15 protein-coding genes are annotated in these 17,744 nt (G+C 43.5%); 9 read left to right on the forward strand and 6 right to left on the reverse strand.

Annotated features, from left to right (window positions below; all coding sequences use genetic code 11):
* Positions 1-114 precede the first annotated feature (114 nt).
* The 3 genes from FTT75_RS09530 (at position 115) to FTT75_RS09540 (ending at position 3,539) form a co-directional block, all read left to right on the forward strand.
* A complete protein-coding gene (locus tag FTT75_RS09530) occupies positions 115-1,560 on the forward strand; it encodes a YdiU family protein (protein ID WP_180186315.1) in 1,446 nt (481 codons plus the stop codon).
* A gap of 74 nt (positions 1,561-1,634) precedes the next feature.
* Complete coding sequence (locus tag FTT75_RS09535) at positions 1,635-2,006, forward strand: MmcQ/YjbR family DNA-binding protein (protein ID WP_180186316.1); 372 nt, start codon at positions 1,635-1,637, stop codon at positions 2,004-2,006.
* A 48-nt stretch (positions 2,007-2,054) separates the two neighbouring features.
* Entirely contained in the window at positions 2,055-3,539 is a 1,485-nt protein-coding gene (locus tag FTT75_RS09540) for a DKNYY domain-containing protein (protein WP_180186317.1), read from the forward strand.
* A gap of 216 nt (positions 3,540-3,755) precedes the next feature.
* Here the strand turns inward: FTT75_RS09540 and FTT75_RS09545 are convergent, their stop codons facing one another.
* Together FTT75_RS09545 and baeS are read right to left on the reverse strand one after the other, a co-directional pair.
* Entirely contained in the window at positions 3,756-4,442 is a 687-nt protein-coding gene (locus tag FTT75_RS09545) for a response regulator (RefSeq protein WP_004278304.1), read from the reverse strand.
* Positions 4,443-4,455: 13 nt separating this feature from the next.
* Complete coding sequence (baeS, locus tag FTT75_RS09550) at positions 4,456-6,108, reverse strand: sensor histidine kinase efflux regulator BaeS (RefSeq protein WP_180186318.1); 1,653 nt, start codon at positions 6,106-6,108, stop codon at positions 4,456-4,458.
* Between the two features lie 135 nt (positions 6,109-6,243).
* On the opposite strand from baeS, the gene FTT75_RS09555 reads away from it, so the two are divergent.
* The 3 genes from FTT75_RS09555 to FTT75_RS09565 all read left to right on the forward strand — a co-directional run bounded on the left by FTT75_RS09555 (position 6,244) and on the right by FTT75_RS09565 (position 10,911).
* Complete coding sequence (locus FTT75_RS09555; protein ID WP_180186319.1) at positions 6,244-6,855, forward strand: hypothetical protein; 612 nt, start codon at positions 6,244-6,246, stop codon at positions 6,853-6,855.
* 303 nt (positions 6,856-7,158) lie between these two features.
* Positions 7,159-8,961: an acyl-CoA dehydrogenase C-terminal domain-containing protein gene (locus FTT75_RS09560; RefSeq protein WP_005172595.1), complete on the forward strand. Its 1,803-nt coding sequence runs from the start codon at positions 7,159-7,161 to the stop codon at positions 8,959-8,961.
* Positions 8,962-9,129: 168 nt separating this feature from the next.
* Positions 9,130-10,911, forward strand: a complete 1,782-nt coding sequence (locus tag FTT75_RS09565) for an acyl-CoA dehydrogenase C-terminal domain-containing protein (protein ID WP_180186320.1) — start codon at positions 9,130-9,132, stop codon at positions 10,909-10,911.
* A 62-nt stretch (positions 10,912-10,973) separates the two neighbouring features.
* On the opposite strand, the gene FTT75_RS09570 is transcribed toward FTT75_RS09565, so the two are convergent.
* Positions 10,974-11,180, reverse strand: coding sequence for a hypothetical protein (locus FTT75_RS09570; RefSeq protein ID WP_005095746.1), 207 nt, complete (start codon positions 11,178-11,180; stop codon positions 10,974-10,976).
* A 173-nt stretch (positions 11,181-11,353) separates the two neighbouring features.
* On the opposite strand from FTT75_RS09570, the gene FTT75_RS09575 reads away from it, so the two are divergent.
* Positions 11,354-11,851: a phosphate-starvation-inducible protein PsiE gene (locus FTT75_RS09575; RefSeq protein WP_005095743.1), complete on the forward strand. Its 498-nt coding sequence runs from the start codon at positions 11,354-11,356 to the stop codon at positions 11,849-11,851.
* Positions 11,852-11,889: 38 nt separating this feature from the next.
* Here FTT75_RS09575 and FTT75_RS09580 read toward each other — a convergent pair whose 3' ends face one another.
* The gene (locus tag FTT75_RS09580) at positions 11,890-12,345 is read right to left on the reverse strand and encodes an RcnB family protein (RefSeq protein ID WP_005095740.1); all 456 of its coding nucleotides are present in this window, start codon (positions 12,343-12,345) and stop codon (positions 11,890-11,892) included.
* A gap of 179 nt (positions 12,346-12,524) precedes the next feature.
* Between FTT75_RS09580 and FTT75_RS09585 the strand changes: the two genes are divergently transcribed.
* A complete protein-coding gene (locus FTT75_RS09585; protein ID WP_005172612.1) occupies positions 12,525-12,977 on the forward strand; it encodes a hypothetical protein in 453 nt (150 codons plus the stop codon).
* An 83-nt stretch (positions 12,978-13,060) separates the two neighbouring features.
* On the opposite strand, the gene FTT75_RS09590 is transcribed toward FTT75_RS09585, so the two are convergent.
* Positions 13,061-14,524, reverse strand: coding sequence for a phospholipase D-like domain-containing protein (locus tag FTT75_RS09590; protein WP_180186321.1), 1,464 nt, complete (start codon positions 14,522-14,524; stop codon positions 13,061-13,063).
* A 105-nt stretch (positions 14,525-14,629) separates the two neighbouring features.
* Positions 14,630-16,768 carry a zinc piracy TonB-dependent receptor ZnuD gene (znuD, locus tag FTT75_RS09595; RefSeq protein WP_180186322.1) on the reverse strand — a complete coding sequence of 713 codons (2,139 nt, stop codon included), beginning with the start codon at positions 16,766-16,768 and terminating at the stop codon, positions 14,630-14,632.
* A gap of 137 nt (positions 16,769-16,905) precedes the next feature.
* On the opposite strand from znuD, the gene FTT75_RS09600 reads away from it, so the two are divergent.
* Positions 16,906-17,670: a DUF4184 family protein gene (locus tag FTT75_RS09600; RefSeq protein WP_180186323.1), complete on the forward strand. Its 765-nt coding sequence runs from the start codon at positions 16,906-16,908 to the stop codon at positions 17,668-17,670.
* Positions 17,671-17,744: the final 74 nt, after the last annotated feature.

Here is a 17,744-nt window from a genome sequence, read left to right on the forward strand (position 1 = left end):
AATCGGGGCTTTTTTTATGTCTGAAAGAAAGATAACTTGAACTCTCGTTTATACAACAGTTTTCTACAGGCAACTTTGTTATAGTCAAGGTATTCCAAGCCTGTACTGAGTGCCATGTATTTTAACTCTCGTTATCAAACCCTTCCTGCTGCCCTTTACCACCATCAAGTTCCGCTACCGTTGAAAGGCGCAAAAGCCGGGCATTTTAACGTAGCTTTGGCAGAACAACTGCAATGGTCAGATGAAGACAAAGCGCAATGGGTCGAGATGTGTAGTGGTCAGAAAGTCTTTGCTGAGTTTCAACCCTTGGCCATGGTCTACGCAGGTCATCAGTTTGGTCAATGGGCTGGACAATTGGGAGATGGTCGCGGCCTGTTAATTGCACAGATCCTTGATCAGGAAGGTCAGATTATTGACCTGCATTTAAAAGGTGCGGGTGCAACGCCCTATTCGCGTATGGGTGATGGGCGTGCAGTGCTGCGTTCAGTGATTCGTGAATATCTGGCGGGTCATGCATTAAATGCTTTGGGTGTAGCATCCAGTAATGCAGTAGGTTTTACTTCCTCAATGCAAGGTATTCAGCGCGAAAGGCTGGAGCCGGGTGCGATGATGTTACGTACCTCAGACTGTCATATTCGTTTCGGGCATTTTGAATGGATCAATCAGTATCAGTCGGATCTGCTGGCTGAATTTACCCAGAAATGTATTGAATGGCATTATCCGGAATGCCTGCAAGCCGAACAGCCGATTCTGAGCTTTGCCACCAAAGTTATTCAGCGCACTGCCGTCATGATTGCCAAATGGCAACTGGTTGGCTTCGCGCATGGCGTGATGAATACTGACAATCTGAATATTACCGGCTCGACTTTGGACTTTGGTCCTTATGGCTTTATGGAACGCTTCCGTCCGAACTGGATCAATAACCATTCGGATTATCAGGGGCGTTATACCTATCAGCAACAACCAAGTATCGGGCACTGGAACTTGTGGCAATGGTTAAACAATCTGGTTCCCCTCTGCCCTGTGAATTATGACAAAGAACAATGGAAACAGGATCTGGCCGGCTGTCTGGAACATTATGAGCCGACATTCTTGGAACATTACAAACACGGTTTAAACCAGAAAATGGGTTTACCAGGTTTCCATAAAGACAGTTTTGACTGTGCGATGGCATTTTTACGAATCTTGCAAAGTGAGCAACTGGATTACACCCAGAGTTTTATCCGCCTGCAAAATAAAGACTATGACGCTATTAAAGATGATTGTCTGGATCGCCGTCAGTTTGAAGCTTTCCTGACACAATATGAAACTATTCGTGCACATCAGGATATTGAAGAACTGGATGCCGCCATGAAGCAAGCCAATCCGCATTACATTCTGCGCAATCACATGGCACAGAAAGCCATTGAACGGGCAGAGCGTGATGATTTTTCCGAAGTCGATCGTTTGTTTAAATTGCTCAGCCAGCCTTATCTGAAACAGCCAGATCTGGAACATGCTGAAGATTTAGCACCATTGCCAAGTGATGTACCGGAAGTGATGGTGAGTTGTTCGTCTTAATTTATTCACATCAAAAACAAAAATTGTGGATAATTTAAGCGTTATCCACAATTTAGCCTCTATAAAATCAGCTTATGCCTTTACATGAACTTGCCACAGAAACAGCGATAAAACTTCCTGAAGTCACAGTGACACAGCCTTTTGGCGAGGATTGCGATGCATTTAAAGTCATGGATAAAGTCTTTATGTTGGCTTTTCATCTGCAAGGCAAAGCTGCTATCAATTTAAAAGTTGAGCCTGATCACGGTGCAATGCTACGGGATATTTATCCTTATATTCATACGGGCTGGCACATGAATAAACAGCACTGGATTTCGGTCTATGCTAACGAAGATTTGGATGAAGCTTTGATCAAAGATTTAGTACTGAATTCTTATGAGTTAGTTGTGGCAAAATTAAAGAAAGTTGAAAGACAGAGAATTTCTCTATTAAGAACCAAAAATTAAATAACCTAATACTTCAAGAATAAAATTTCATTGCTCATGTGAGGATGCATGTCAAACATAAAAATGATAGGGATTGCTTTAACCATACTAGTCTTAATCTATCTATTTCCTCAATTCACCAAACCTACTTTAAGCAAGGAGGAACGCTTAGCGCAATTCTCCCCTCCAGGACTCATCACAGATTATTTTGACCGTACAGGGGTCGCTCTTGTTAAAAATGAATCGTATCATTTTCAAAAATTAAATAATCAAATTTATTACTTTTTCCCCATTCCACTTGCTCGATATGGCGTTCCCATTCTAGAAGCAGATGTAAACTCATTTAAAACATTGGCTCAACATTTCCATTGGAAAGATTCTTTTGATCAAGATCAAAGTCGAAGAAAAAATATAGCCCTAGATAAGAACAATGTGTATTGTGGATTTCAAAAAATTCCTAATCTAAGCCCTTCTCGTTTAATTTATCTGGGAGGGGGCTATCTGACTGATCATCAAAATACTTATTTTTGTGATTGGAATTTTAGGGCAAGTTCAGATTCGATCGATCCTACTTTATCTGAAAAAATAGATGCGATGTTATTGGGGGAAAAAATTACAAAATCAGGATACCACTATCCTCTATATCAGTTAAAAAATGGTAAGCAAAACTATAAGCTAATAATTAAAAATATCGTGACGAATGGTGAATCGACCTATGTTGAAGGACAACAATTAAAATCAACAGATCCATATCACTTAAGATATTTAACCTCCTTTCAACCCCATGAAAAAATCTGGCAAGAAAACAGCTATATCACAGATCAAAAAAATGTTTTTTATAAACATGAAATTTTAGATTTAAATTACAATGACGCTTTAAAATCCATTCCATTTGACTTCGAAATTTACTTATATGACCCACTAAGCGATCGCTATTTTTATCAATCACATAAAATTGATTATCCAAATCTAAAGATAATTAAAAAAGATGACAATCATACCTTTTTCCCAATTTTTACTTCTGAGGATCAAATCGCTTTTTTTAATACTCAAAAGCTTCAACTCGAAGTCCTCAACAAAAATTCCTTTATCTCAGAACTTCACAGATTATCCCCAAGTGTATTCAGTAATGGTAAGCACATTTATTTTTTTAGAAAATATCAAACCTTCTCAAGCACTTTATTCATGTTTTTTTCTGAATTATGCTCAACAACTTCAGAAATTAGAATGCTAAACAATATGCCCTTCTCTCAATGGAAAAAAGAGGAAGATCTGTTCATTCAGCCTCCCTTATACAAAGGGATTCCAATCAAAGGGAGTTTTTGGACATATGGAGATCGACTTTTTTACCTCCCGGAATATGGAAGCTGGACTGAATCTATGTTTGAGGTGAGACAGAGCACTACAATTGATCAATTACGCAAAAATCAACTGAGTTACACTCAGGCAGAAGAATTATTAAAAAACCCGGACATATTCAAGTCAGTAAAAGGTAAAACATTCAGCAAAATTAAGGATGTTCAACGTTTTTGCTTTAAAAACATTTTTTCTTAATGCAATCCCACCGCCTACTTGATATCTATTTATGTAAGTGAACATTTATTTAGTGATAAACTTTTATGAGTTGTCAATAGTAAAGTTAAAAACAACTGAGATACTGAGGATTGCGCTTTTGAAAAGTGCAGTGTTCTCTGTCTAATCTAGATGTTAGTGTCTAGTCCCAAAAAAAAGCGAACCATACCTGATTCGCTTTTTTATCTCAATCCCAAATCAATCTTCAGGATATTCAAAACGGTAACCGACACCGTACACTGCCTGAATCCACTCATGACGATTGCCGGTTTCAGCCGCATCTGAAATCTTACGGCGCAAATTCTTGATATGACTGTCAATCACACGGTCTGCCACATCAAAACTGTCCGGATTAATATGATCCAGCAATTGTGCACGTGAATATACCTGTCCGACATGTTCCAAGAATAACTCCAGCAAACGGAATTCGGTCGGCGTTAAATTCAAAGCTTTTTGCTGGTACCAGATACGCTGCTGGGATTTGTCCATACGGAATAAATCATTGCTTTCCGGTTCTGATTTACGATCCAAACGACGTAACACAGCCTGTACGCGCGCAACCAGTTCTTTCGGACTAAATGGTTTACAGAGATAATCATCTGCCCCCATATTCAGACCCAACACACGGTCAATTTCTTCAGTACGCGCGGTTACCATAATAATCGGCAAGTCTGACTGTTCACGTACTTTACGGCAAATGGTCAGGCCGTCCATACGCGGCACCATCAAGTCCAGAATCATCAGACTTGGTTTACGCTGGGTAAAACTGTTATATGCTTCCTGCCCATCATGAAACATACTGACCTCAAAACCAGCAGCTTCCAGATAGTCTCGCACCAATTGTGCAAGTTCGATTTCATCTTCAACCAGCATGACATGTTTCATCAATATATTTCCTTTAGGGTTTCATTTGTTTAGGAAAACTCAGTTTGCAGCGTAAACCACCGAGTGGTGAATGCGCAAAGCTTAAGCTGCCACCCAGCGCCTGCGTAATTTTACATGATAATGCCAAACCAAGCCCAGTTCCGCCAGTCGCCCGGGTACGCGAATCATCGACACGGTAGAAACGCTCGCCAATCCGCGCCAGTTGCTCATCGCTCAAACCAAATGGACTGTCATCGACATATAAGGTCCATTCTTTCTCATCCTGCATGCTATGAATATGCACCTGCCCGCCCGCTTCAGTATAGCGAATACTATTACTCAGCAAGTTGGCCACAATCTGTTTAAAGCGGTCCAGATCCAGATTTAACTCAGTATCTTCGCCATTTGCGGTGACCGTCAATTTGGCCTGTTCAAAGTTTGGCTGGAAGTTGATCAGTTCCTGCTGTACCACCTCCCACGGATTCACCGTCGAGAAGTAAAATTGCAATTGCTGCGCATCGGCCTGTGCCAATGCGGCCAGATCCTGTGTCAGTTTTTTCAGGCTGGTGACCTGCGCCAGCATGGAAGCAAAATGTTCAGGGGTGGGTTTACGAATCCCATCCTGCATCGCTTCAATCTGTGCCTGCAATACCGCCAGTGGCGTTTTCAATTCATGTGAGGTATCTGCCACCCATTGACGGCGTGAGGTTTCATGCTGATCCAGAATCACAGCCAAGGCATTTAATTCATTGGACAAATCACCCAATTCATCATTGCGGTTGACTTTGACCTGATACTGATAATTGCCTTGGGTCAGAGCACGCGTACCATTCAGCAAACGTTGAATTGGTTTCTTGAAATAAGTCGCCAATAACAAGGAGGCAATCAGACTGGCCAAAATACTGAGCGCATAGACCAAGAACAAATAACGCTTTTGATTACTAAAAAAATTAATACTTAAGGCATCATCCTGATCCAGAACCGGCTTTAAGCCCAAATAGCCGACAATCTGATTATTCACCATAATCGGGCGATAGGAAATCTGCTCATCTGAAGCCTCACCGACCACAAAGCGCCGTTTTGCATCATACAGCGAAAGACGTGAACTGAGACCAAGACGATCCGGCATCTGGATAAACTGCTTCTTGCCGGTCGGCTGCTGTGCTGCTTGTTCGCCATTCTTACGGTCAGTTCTAAACAGATTCTGATTGGAACTCAGCGGAAATTTTAGGCCTTCAAAGGGCTGAAACTGAGAGGGTAGATTGGAAGCCAGGAGGCGTAACTCTTCTTCATTGACCTGACGCGGTGGCAAAGCCGGATCGACCATACTGGGTGCGACTTGAACCAGGGTCTGTTCCTGAAAATAGCGCTGCTGCAAGGCAATATCATACTGACGGCGCAGCCACCAGCGTGATAAACGATCATAATCATCTGGCGCAGCCTCCCCTTCCATTTGTAGAATCTGGGCCTGAATCGCATTGCCCCAGTCCTGATACACCGCATAGACATCCGCCAGATTTTTAATCACATAATCCAGTTTCTGCATTTCGACATCAGCCACATAGCGGGCGAAATTACGCTGCATATTCAGATGCAGTACACCCAGACTCACTGTGGTAATAACCAGCGTGGTCAACAGTACGGTCAAAAATAGACGTAATGCAATCGGAATACGGCGAATGTTCAAAACAGAAATCTCAATTTTTCTTCTATATTCATTATTGTAGCGAACATGGCATCAAAAAACTCTTCATTGTTTCTTCATCTTTATTGTTTAATCTTTACCTGACATAAAATCAGGTTCTTGACGGGAATAAATACAATGCAAGCCATGACAAAAATAGCCTTAATCAGTGCCAGTGTTCTTTCTATGGGTGCTTTGACTGCCTGTCAATCTACCAGTAATGTACCGAACAATGATCATCGCCAAATGATGAAACATCATCATGAGGGTAAAAAACAGCATCATCTTTCGCCTGAACAGCGCGAGCAGTTTAAGGAAAAGCGTGCGGAACGTCTGCAATTTGCCAAACAGCTGCAACAGGCCTGTGACAATAAAGCCGTAGGTTCAGCGGTTCAAATCAAGGCCGGTGATAAAACCATTGATGGCAGCTGCACTATCGTTTTTAAAGCCGATCGTAAAAACATGCAAGGCCAGCGCGGTGAACACCGCGGCATGAAAGGTGAACATCGTCCAATGCGTGCCGATGTCCGTGGCGGCATGATGCGCGGTGAAGCATTAACTGATGCAAAACGTGCAGAATTGACCAAACAGTTTGATCAACGTCTGGCTCAGCGTCAGGCACAACAACAAGCGATGCTGCAAGCCTGTCAAGGCAAGAAAGATGGTACGGCTGCACAGATCAAAGTAGGTGAACAAACAGTGAATGGTCAATGTCATGTTCGTTTCCAGCCCAAAACATCTGCCTATTAATGCATAGGAATCAATGATTCACGACAAGCACCTTCGGGTGCTTTTTTATTGCGTGCTATTTACCTTGGATAGTTGACTATTCGTATCATACAAAATATGACTAAAGCCTTTATACTCAATATGTTTAATACGTCATGCATATTAATCTTTGACTTTACAGTCACCAAGAAATCCCCCTGAAAAGCTTGTACCGCAGGGGAAGATGTTGCAGGATTAGAATCATTCCAAACCGTGTCAGTGAAGATACGTTTTTAGTTCATCTAAGATTATAACGCTGGTTAAACCAGTATTGAGGAAACCGATATGCCACAATACAAAGCGCCTTTACGTGATATGCAATTTGTGTTGCATGAATTATTAAATGCTGAACAACACTATGCAAATCTCCCTGCATTCCAAGAAAACGTAAGCCGTGAACTGGTAGATCAGTACTTAGAAGCTGCGGCTGATTTCTGTGAAAATGAACTTTCTCCGATTAACCAGGCGGGCGACCGTGAAGGTTGTACCTGGAATGACGGCGTGGTGACTACACCAACAGGCTTTAAAGAAGCGTATCAAAAATACATCGAGCTTGGCTTCCCTTCACTTTCTGCTGAAGAACAGTATGGCGGTCAAGGTTTACCAAATTCTTTAGGGATTACCATTTCTGAAATGGTCGGTACTGCGAACTGGGCATGGGGCATGTACCCTGGCCTGTCTCACGGTGCAGTTCGTACTTTAGAACACCACGGTTCAGCTGAACAAAAAGATGCTTACCTGCCTAAACTGGTTTCAGGTGAGTGGACGGGTACCATGTGCCTGACCGAATCGCATGCAGGTTCTGACCTGGGTATTATCCGTACCAAAGCCGAGCCACAAGCAGATGGTAGCTACGCCATTTCTGGCGAGAAAATCTTCATCTCTGCGGGTGAACACGACATGGCTGAAAACATCATCCATATCGTACTGGCACGTTTACCGGGCGCACCGAAAGGTACCAAAGGTATTTCATTATTCATCGTACCGAAGTTCAACCTAAATGCCGATGGCTCTATTGCCGATCGCAATGGCGTACGTTGTGGTTCAATCGAACATAAAATGGGGATCCACGGTAACGCAACCTGTGTGATCAACTTCGATAACGCGAAAGGCTTCCTGATTGGCCCTGAAAACCGTGGTCTGAACTGCATGTTCACCTTCATGAACACCGCACGTATCGGTACGGCAGTACAAGGTCTGGCAGCGTCTGAAGGCTCTTTCCAGGGTGCACTTGCCTACGCCAAAGACCGTCTGGCGATGCGTTCACTGTCTGGCCCTAAGAGCCCGGAAAAAGAAGCAGATCCAATCATTGTGCATCCAGCTGTACGTAACATGCTGCTAACCCAAAAAGCATATGCTGAAGCAGGTCGCGCACTGGTTTACCTATTGGCGCAATATGCGGACGTGGTTGAACATGCTGTAGAAGAAGCCGATCGTAAATTTGCAGACAATATCTTGTCTCTACTTACCCCAATCGCAAAAGCATTCCTGACTGAAACCGGTTCTGAAGCTGCGAAACACGGTGTGCAGGTCTTCGGTGGTCATGGCTTCATTTCTGAGCATGGCATGGAGCAAATCGTACGTGATACACGTATTGCCTGTTTGTACGAAGGTACCACTGAAATTCAGGCGCTGGACTTGTTAGGTCGTAAAGTGTTGGGTACTCAAGGTGCGATGTTGAAAGACTTCACCAAGATGATCCACAAATTTGCTGAAGCACACAAAGACAATGCTGCAATGAAAGAATTCGTTGAGCCATTGGCTGCCTTGAACAAGGAATGGGGCGACCTGACCATGCAAATTGGTATGCGTGCGATGCAAAACCCTGAAGAAGTCGGTGCAGCTGCGGTCGATTACCTGTACTTCTCTGGTTATGTCACCCTGGCTTACCTATGGGCACGTATGGCACTGGTTGCTCAAGAGCAACTGGCTGCTGGCACCACTGAAGTTGACTTCTACAATGCCAAAGTGACCACTGCACGCTTCTACTTCAAGAAAATCCTGCCACGCGTTCGTTCACATGTTGACGTGATCGCAACAGGTGTAGAGCCATTGATGAACCTGGATGCAGAACATTTCGCATTCTAAGTTAGAATCAGACTAATCGCATCACAGAAAAAGGACGGTCAATGAACAGACAGTCCTTTTTCTTTATAACGAGTTACAGAATTAACCTTTAGTCGTCTAACATTCAGATTTTGAGTGTTTTAGACTGATTAAAACTTATTTAATCAAACAATAAACAGGTGACACACCATGCCAATTTATAACGCGCCACTTGCCGATATGAAATTCATCCTCAACGATGTCTTTAATGCAGAACAATTCTGGCAAGCCAATGAAAATTTAGCGCACCTCGATGCTGCAACAGCAGAAGCTATTCTGGAAGAAATGGCGAAATTTGCGCAAAACGTGACCCTGCCACTCAACCGTAGCGGTGATGAAGAAGGCGCAAAATATGAAAATGGCAATGTGACTACCCCTGCTGGCTTTAAAGAAGCCTTTAAACAATATGCCGAAGGCGGCTGGATCGGGTTGGGCGCAGATACCGAATGGGGCGGCCAGGAAATGCCGAAAATGCTAACGGTACTTTCTGATGAAATGCTGTTTGCCACCAACCCGTCTTTCATGCTGTATCCGCTGCTGTCTGTCGGTGCAGGTATGGCCTTAAACAGCTATGCTTCACAAGCGCAAAAAGAAACCTATTTACCTAAAATTTATTCGGGTGAATGGTCGGGCACCATGTGCTTAACTGAACCACATGCCGGTACTGATCTGGGGATTATCAAGACTAAAGCTGAACGCAATGAGGATGGTAGCTATAGCATCACCGGCACCAAGATTTTCATCACTGGTGGTGACCACGACCTGGCGGAAAACATCATTCATTTAGTTCTGGCCAAAACACCAGATGCACCTGCGGGTTCACGTGGTATTTCCCTGTTCATCGTACCGAAATTCCTGGTCAATGAAGATGGTTCTGTTGGCGAACGCAATCCTGTAGGGCCAGGTTCTATCGAACACAAAATGGGCATTAAAGCTTCTGCGACCTGTGTCATGAATTTTGATGGCGCTAAAGGTTATCTGGTGGGTAAAGAAAACGAAGGTCTGGCTGCGATGTTCGTGATGATGAACTACGAACGCCTGTCCATGGGAATTCAGGGCTTAGGTGCTTCTGAATTTGCTTATCAAAATGCTGCACAATACGCGACCGATCGTTTACAGGGTCGCAGTGCGGCTGGTGTTCAATCACCAAGCAAACCGGCAGACAGTATTCTGGTGCATGGTGATGTACGACGTATGCTCCTGAATGTACGTGCCAATAATGAAGCTTCACGTGCATTCGCGGTATATGTAGGTCAACAGCTAGATATCACCAAATTCTCTACCGATCCAGAAGCGGTGAAAAAAGCCAATGACCGTGTTGCGCTATTAACACCAATCGCGAAAGCGTATTTAACGGATACCGCATTCCAGGCGACATTAGATGCACAAATGGTCTTCGGTGGTCATGGCTATATCCGTGAATGGGGCTTGGAGCAATGTATCCGTGACCTGCGTATTTCCCAGATCTATGAAGGCACCAACGGCGTACAGTCACAAGACTTGATCGGCCGTAAAACTATTAAATGTGGCGGTGAATATATCTCTGAATATATCTCTGAAATCCGTGACTTTGCCAATAGTCTGGATGCAGACCTGAACTTCATTAAAGATGCCACACTGGATGCAGCGACTGAAGTTGAATCAGTGACTCAATACATTCTGGAAGCAGCAAGAGAAAGCCATGACTTCCCGAATGCGACCGCAGTGGACTATCTGCACGCTGTAGGTCTGTTGAGCTTCTCTTATATGTTCGCGCGCATTGCCAATGCAGCGAAAAATAAAGAAGGTGAGTTCTATCAGAACAAACTCGCTCTGGCACGTTATTTTGTGCAACGCATTCTGCCTGAACTGGCATTACGCATTACTAAAGTGAAATCAGGTTCTGACGTCATCATGAACTTCTCTGAAGATTATTTCACGACTCAAGCTTAAGCTGAAACAGCCATAAACAAAAACGCCTGCTTGATGCAGGCGTTTTTATTACAATTCGAAACTTAAACTTTCTGAATCATTAAAGAATCCGGTTGATTATTGCTTTTCGGATTCAGATGTTTATTCACAATTTTGATATTCCCCTCTGACTCTAAAGACTCGCAGAGTTCCACCACCTTTTGCATATCTTCAGCCTTAATGCCTACGCCGAGGATTAATTTTTTTCCGGCTTCTAATTGGTCAATTTTTGTTTGAATTTTATCTAACACTTTTTTCTCCTATTTATTCAATGTACCACCCATACAATATAGCAATTTAGTCTAAAAAAAGCGCAAAAGTTCAAATAATTTAATCTTTATTTTTCATCCAATCATTCTGTGCATAATTTTTGCAGGTTATTCTCTAAGTATTGTTTATATCATATAAAAATCAGGAGGATCTTATGCCGAAACCCCATCCCAAAGTTGAAAAACTTGAAGCCCTCCTCGACCGTTTTGGTAATCTTGCTGTAGAAAGTTTTCATTATATTGCGCTGTTTATTATTGGCTGTATGGTGATCTGGTCCGCCGGTCATACCGTCATCGATATTCTGACTGTTAAACAGTTCGCCACCATTGACGATATTCTTTTACTGTTCATCTATCTCGAACTCGGTGCCATGGTGGGGATCTATTTTAAAACCAATCATATGCCGGTACGCTTCCTGATTTATATTGCCATTACCGCACTGACCCGCTTGCTCATTGCGGACATTCAGCACACGCATAAAGCCAGTATGGATCTGGTGATTATTACCGGTTCGATCCTGATTATGGCATTTGCCATTTTAGTGGTGCGCTATGCGTCATGGACCTATCCATCGGTGATTCGTGACAAACACAGCGAGAAACCAGTGCCACAAGGCAAAACGCCTCGTCCGGAAGATGATGAGTTGGCTTGATATAAAAAATCCCCCTTGAATAAAGGGGGATTTTTAACTTAACGATTCGGCACCAGCACATAACGTCCATTTTCATAAATCCAGTAACTGCCACGCGGTGGTGCAGGTAAGCCCAGACGCTGCCAGTCACTGATAACGCTATATCTTGAACTTTCAATTCGAGCCACATTCGGATCGCCATTCACCCAGCTATAGCTATTGGAATTTTGATAAATCGTGGTCGGTGCCTGATACTGGATATTGAGACCACTTTGACTTTGAGCAGGCGGATAACCCCAATGGGTCGGTCGTTGCGGGTAATGTGGTCTAGGTGGCATCGGACGCTGCGGATAAGAGTGCCGTGGTGGATCATAAGAGCGTGATGGTGCAGCGCGGTAATTCGGTTTAGAACGTTCAACCCCTGTATATCCACCCCAAGCGTTTCCGGCCATCGTCTGTGCAGAAGCCCCCAATAGCAATGCAGCAAATATTGCACTCAATAACACTATTTTCATTTGAGCTTCCTCTCAATCACTCGTTTATATTTTAAACAAAATAAATGCAGAAAATATGAATACGCTTACTGACCCTGCAATTTTTTGTAATGTGCCTGCGTATTTTCAATCTAGCAGGCCCATCGGCAGGCGACTGCTTTATGCTAAAATCACTTTTTTAATGTTTCGAGTTGAATACTGTGTCTGATTTAAATTTCGATCGTTTACATGAATATTTTTCTAAAGTGCCGAGTGTTCAAAAAGAACGGATTGATAGCTATGGTTCAGATGGCAAACAGGCATGGTGGTTTAAATTTCAGATCAATGTAGATCATCCGTTGGCTTGGCAGACCGTACAGGAACTAGGTCATGTCCTGAATTATATTTCTAAAAATGAACGTCTTCCGACTCAGTTCCTGCCAGTATCGCCACCACCGTATATGAATGGTGTCGCCAAAGATTTCTTGTCTTGGGTGATTCAATGTAATCATGCCGACTTCCCGCCAGATGTAGTCTGTGACTGGCTAGAAGCACGTTTACCCAATCCGGTCGACCATGAAGAGCAATGGAAAATTAAAACGGATCTTGCTGAACTTGAAGCATTGTCCGATAAAGAACTGGATGAACTGGTTCCACCGAATCCGGGGCCTTAAAAAATCCCTCCTACCCTCCCTTTAAAAAAGGGAGGTAAAGTCCCTCTTTTCAAAAGAGGGATTTAGGGAGATTATTAGAGATGCTAAAACGTCGACCAGCCGCTCCATTCCATAAAGCGATACAGCCAATATTTAGACCATGAATTGTCTTCATATTGTCTATAGTCCACACTCATCACACGGCCATTCAGATTTGACCATGCACCATCAAAATATTGTTGGGCATCTTTAAACACTTCTGCCTGAGGCTGACCCAGCACGCGCATATTGGTTTCCAGATTATAGTTTTTCAGATTGCGTGCGGTGAAATTGGCCGAGCCTAAAATCATTTCAGCCTGCTGAGCATTACGCTTCATCAATATTTTGCTATGACATTGCTCACCCTGGGTATTGCACCAGCGTACATCAATGCCTGCCTTGTGCAGTTCCGAAGCCACCTGTCGGTTTGGAATCCCGTTTTTCTCACGGCCAAAAGCATCTTTATTGGGATCGAGTAAAACCCGAACCTTAACCCCGCGTTCATGCGCCACGATCAGACTTTTAATAATCTTGCGCTCGGACAGATAAAACATGGCCAGATCAATCTGTTCATTTTCTTTCGCCGTCTGAATCAGATTTAAAGTCGCATCATAAATGGCTTTTTCCGTCAGTACCTGAACTTGTGGCTGGGTATTTTCTGCCTGAAAATCGCCCGCGATAATGGCCGGCATATTGGCCTGTGACATGATACCAACCGATTGTTCTGTTCTCAGAATATCCACGGCTGTGGTTCCCCAGACCAATAAACCGATATTGGAATGCCGCGAACTCCCATCATGCGGATTCATGGAGGTGACCAGCGCTTTCCAGCCCTGATCAGTATCCACCACCAAGGTTTTACGATGATTGGCTTTAAAGTTAAATAAATCAAAATAACTGCGCAGGGTAATTTTTTCTGGGCCAAATGGATTCGGTAACCAGCCTTTTTCCGGATTATTACCAATGCCCTGACAACATAAATACCAGAACCCCGACCAGCTCGGATTGGACGCCCGCAAAGGGATCAGATTGGTTTCAATCACATCGATACCGTGCTGACGTAACTTACGATACTGCTCGGACTGAATTCCGCCATAAACCGAATTGATCGGATCGGTAATGAACTTGATTTCAACTTGCGGTTGCAGCAGACGTTTACTGATTAAGGCATCGCTCAACTGTTGACTCAATGCCTGATGTTCCTGTGTCGAGGCACCGGTTTGCTGATTAAATAAAAATAGATCCAATACAATCAGTGATTTGGCCTCTTCAATCATCTTCAACATTTCATTAAAAATACGATGATCTAAGTGCTGTTTTCCTTCGGCATCCAGATAAGTCTGGTCGGCCAGAAACTTGACTTCGGCATGGCGCAGCTTGCCAGTGTAATTCAGACCTTCTGGTAAAGGCTTATAAGTATGATAAACAGCAGATGCCAGATAACTGACCGCCAGTAGACTGATAATCAATGCCGCATAACGGCGATTTGACCAGTTCAGTTTATTGTGAATTCGTTGAAAGATACGCATAAGAAAAAACCTAACCCAATATGCTCAGGCTAGGTTTTATCAGATGATTTTTCAAGTCAATTTCAGTGACATCTCTTTGATTTGGTCAGTTATTTCATCACTGCTTTAGAAATCATACTGCACACCGACGCTAAAGTTACGACCCACCTGCGGAATATTCGACAGGAAGGAAGTATGTGAATAAACTTGATCATCAAGCAGGTTGTTGGCCTTGAAATAAACTCGATAAGCATTGTTATCTGCAAGGCTATTGGCATAACTTAAGCCAACATTCACCATATTGTAGCCTTGGGTTTCATCTTCATAGCTGGCGATTTTGTCCTGATTAAAGACATGATAATACTCAGCCAAACCTGACCAGCCATCGGCAAAGTCTGCTTCGACTTTGCTGCCTAAGCGACCTGCAGGAATACGTGGTGCATTCTCAGCTTCAATTTTGCCACGCACGTAATCGCCAAAGACACTCAGCTTGTACATATCATTGATCTGATAACCGGCTTGAGCCTCAGTGCCATAGAATCTGGCCTGGTCTTGGGTATATTGCACGCCGCGCAAATTACCTTTCTGCGCTACCGTTTCGCCATAAATATAATCATCAAACCAGTTGTGATAGACATGCACATGGTAATCCAGTTTATCCCCTGCATAGTGCAGACCTAATTCAAGATTATTTGACCTTTCTTTATCAAGATCAGGATTCCCCAATTCATAGGTATTGGTCGCAAAATGCAGACCATCAGCATACAGCTCTTGCGCTAGAGGCAAACGCTGTTGATGTGATCCCACTACAGACAGTTTGTAATTCGGTGCAAACTCCCAATTCGCAGCCGCAGATGCAGAAACACCCGTACCTGAATAATCTTTCTGCTCCGAATCTACTTTTACTTTTTGATGATCGACACGTGCTCCAAGTTCAACATGAACATCGCCGAACTGCTTATGTTCTAAAGCAAAAAGGCTGTATTTTTGGGTTTTGGTATCTGCCATTAACACATCATGATTATGATCCGCATGCTCACTATGATCGTGCTCATGTCCTTCATGATCGTGTTCTGCATGACTATGCGATTCTGGAGCCGATAAATTAATTTTCTGCTGTGAAAGCTGGGTGCCAATGACACCTTCCCAACCTACAACAGGAACATGCACCAGCTCTAAACGTGCATCATAACCCTTACTTTTAAAGTTGCTGATGACTGCATTTTCTTCCAGTTCATCATGTTCATAATCGGTAAAGCTGGCATGCGCACGCAACTTGTCAAAACCGGCAAAAGGTTGTTCTAGCTCGGTACGAACATCATAACGCTCAGAGTTTAAATCTACCCACGGCCCTGCTGTTTCTTCATGATCATGCTCATCTTCGCCCGGTTTTGGACAGTGAAAATGATCGCCATGAATTTCACAGCCATGATATTCATGGCTGTGTCCTGGCAGACCATACTGATCCTGACGGTTGCTATAAGACAAACCAACAAAACCACGGTCATGGATCCATGAACCGCCAATATTCACCGTTTGCCCTTCGGCAAAGGTATTGTCTACACGGCGCTGTTTATGAAAATGTGAGTGATCTCCATGAGACTCTTCAACGACATAATCTGGTGCAATATAATCATTGGTCTTACGTTTTGAGCCTTCTACACGCAAAGCAAAATTTTCACCAATTCCAGCCGTAATTCCTGCACTCGCCAGTTTCTCATCACTGCCCGTGTTATAGCGCAGACCGACTGTACCTTCCAGACCATCTTCAGGCATTTGCGTTGGAATTTTCTGATCGGTGACATTGACCAGACCACCCACTGTTCCTGCTGCATAGAGCAACGTCGATGGCCCACGAATCACTTCGACCTGTTTCGCCAAAATCGGATCGACGGTGACGGCGTGATCTGGAGATAACGTGGAAACATCGGCTGTCTCTGAAGCATGCTGCAAGACTTTGACACGTGGCCCATCTTGCCCACGAATCACCGGACGGCTGGCCCCCGTACCAAACTGGTTAGAATATACGCCCAGTTCATCTGCCAATGCATCTCCAATGGTGGTTGCACGTTCAGACAAGGCTTTCTGATCTACAACATGATCCGCTACCGCAAAGTCCGCTGCAGTCTGCACCAGTGGATGAGCTTGCACCTGAATGGTGTCCATGGTCTGCACGGGAATGGAAGATGAGGTCTGTTCTGCAAAAACTGTAGGGGCAGCTACAGCAAAAATTGAAAGTGTTATTAGATTCTTAGGGAAGGACATGACTGAAGCTCAAATTCACCATTTTGGATGAGTGTTATAATATAACATTTCATTATTTTTGCAATCCTTTACGATAATGCTTCGCATATTTTATTAGAATGTGTTTTCTGGTTATTTTCATCTTTAAAAAAACTTTTATGCCCTTTACCCTGTCTCATGCTGTACTTGCGCCACCTCTTTCACGTTTAAGCGGAAACCGGCTTCCGATTGCTGCATTGGCGATTGGCTGTATGGTGCCCGATTTACATCGTCTGTTTAGTTCCAGCAATTCGAATGTTACGCATTTATGGTCCTCGCTGATTCATCCGGATCTGTGGATCGGATTGGGCTTTTGTACAATCTGGTATGCTCTATATCGGCCAGCCATTTACCGCTTTGTCGGAATTCAGCATGATCTAAATATTCACACTCTCATTTCAGCATTCAAGTTTTTTCTGGCAGTTTGTCTGGCGGTGATCATCGGTACTGCCACGCATTTAATCTGGGATGGTTTGACCCATGTGGACTTTCGCACCTTTGCTTTTCATGATTTTCTAGCACGACCATTTCAGCTTTTTGGACACAGTTATCCGCTGCATCGAATTTTACAAATCGGCACTTCCTTTCTGGCCTTACCGTTTATACTGTGGATGAGCGTGCATTACTATAAAAAGCATCAGCAATATCTGGCAGTGAACCTGAAAATCAAAGCTTATGCCTGCGGATTATTGCTGTTTTCGATATTCACTGGTCTATTTTCAGTCTGGGATTATGCACGTTATATCTCTACAGAAGTCTGGCAATCCGATCTGTACTATTTTACCGGCCGTTCCATCAATCAATTCAGTCAGGGTTTTCTGATCACCTTTAGTCTGGGCTGTTTGCTGTTTTTATTTTTGGATCGCGACCGCCGGATGGGCTAAGCAAAGTGCTGGCTTTTATCTCATTCACTTTAAAATGATATTGTTTTTGACCCAAGTTCTTGTGACAACATGCC

The sequence above is a fragment of the Acinetobacter sp. YH01008 genome (genome assembly GCF_013420435.1).
Taxonomy (GTDB): domain Bacteria; phylum Pseudomonadota; class Gammaproteobacteria; order Pseudomonadales; family Moraxellaceae; genus Acinetobacter; species Acinetobacter pseudolwoffii.

Coding starts and splice junctions, on each gene's coding strand:
- FTT75_RS09530 (WP_180186315.1), top strand. CDS start 115: ATGTATTTTAACTCTCGTTATCAAACCCTTCCTGCTGCCCTTTACCAC.
- FTT75_RS09535 (WP_180186316.1), top strand. CDS start 1,635: ATGCCTTTACATGAACTTGCCACAGAAACAGCGATAAAACTTCCTGAA.
- FTT75_RS09540 (WP_180186317.1), top strand. CDS start 2,055: ATGTCAAACATAAAAATGATAGGGATTGCTTTAACCATACTAGTCTTA.
- FTT75_RS09545 (WP_004278304.1), bottom strand. CDS start 4,442: ATGAAACATGTCATGCTGGTTGAAGATGAAATCGAACTTGCACAATTG.
- FTT75_RS09555 (WP_180186319.1), top strand. CDS start 6,244: ATGCAAGCCATGACAAAAATAGCCTTAATCAGTGCCAGTGTTCTTTCT.
- FTT75_RS09560 (WP_005172595.1), top strand. CDS start 7,159: ATGCCACAATACAAAGCGCCTTTACGTGATATGCAATTTGTGTTGCAT.
- FTT75_RS09565 (WP_180186320.1), top strand. CDS start 9,130: ATGCCAATTTATAACGCGCCACTTGCCGATATGAAATTCATCCTCAAC.
- FTT75_RS09575 (WP_005095743.1), top strand. CDS start 11,354: ATGCCGAAACCCCATCCCAAAGTTGAAAAACTTGAAGCCCTCCTCGAC.
- FTT75_RS09580 (WP_005095740.1), bottom strand. CDS start 12,345: ATGAAAATAGTGTTATTGAGTGCAATATTTGCTGCATTGCTATTGGGG.
- FTT75_RS09590 (WP_180186321.1), bottom strand. CDS start 14,524: ATGCGTATCTTTCAACGAATTCACAATAAACTGAACTGGTCAAATCGC.
- znuD (WP_180186322.1), bottom strand. CDS start 16,768: ATGTCCTTCCCTAAGAATCTAATAACACTTTCAATTTTTGCTGTAGCT.
- FTT75_RS09600 (WP_180186323.1), top strand. CDS start 16,906: ATGCCCTTTACCCTGTCTCATGCTGTACTTGCGCCACCTCTTTCACGT.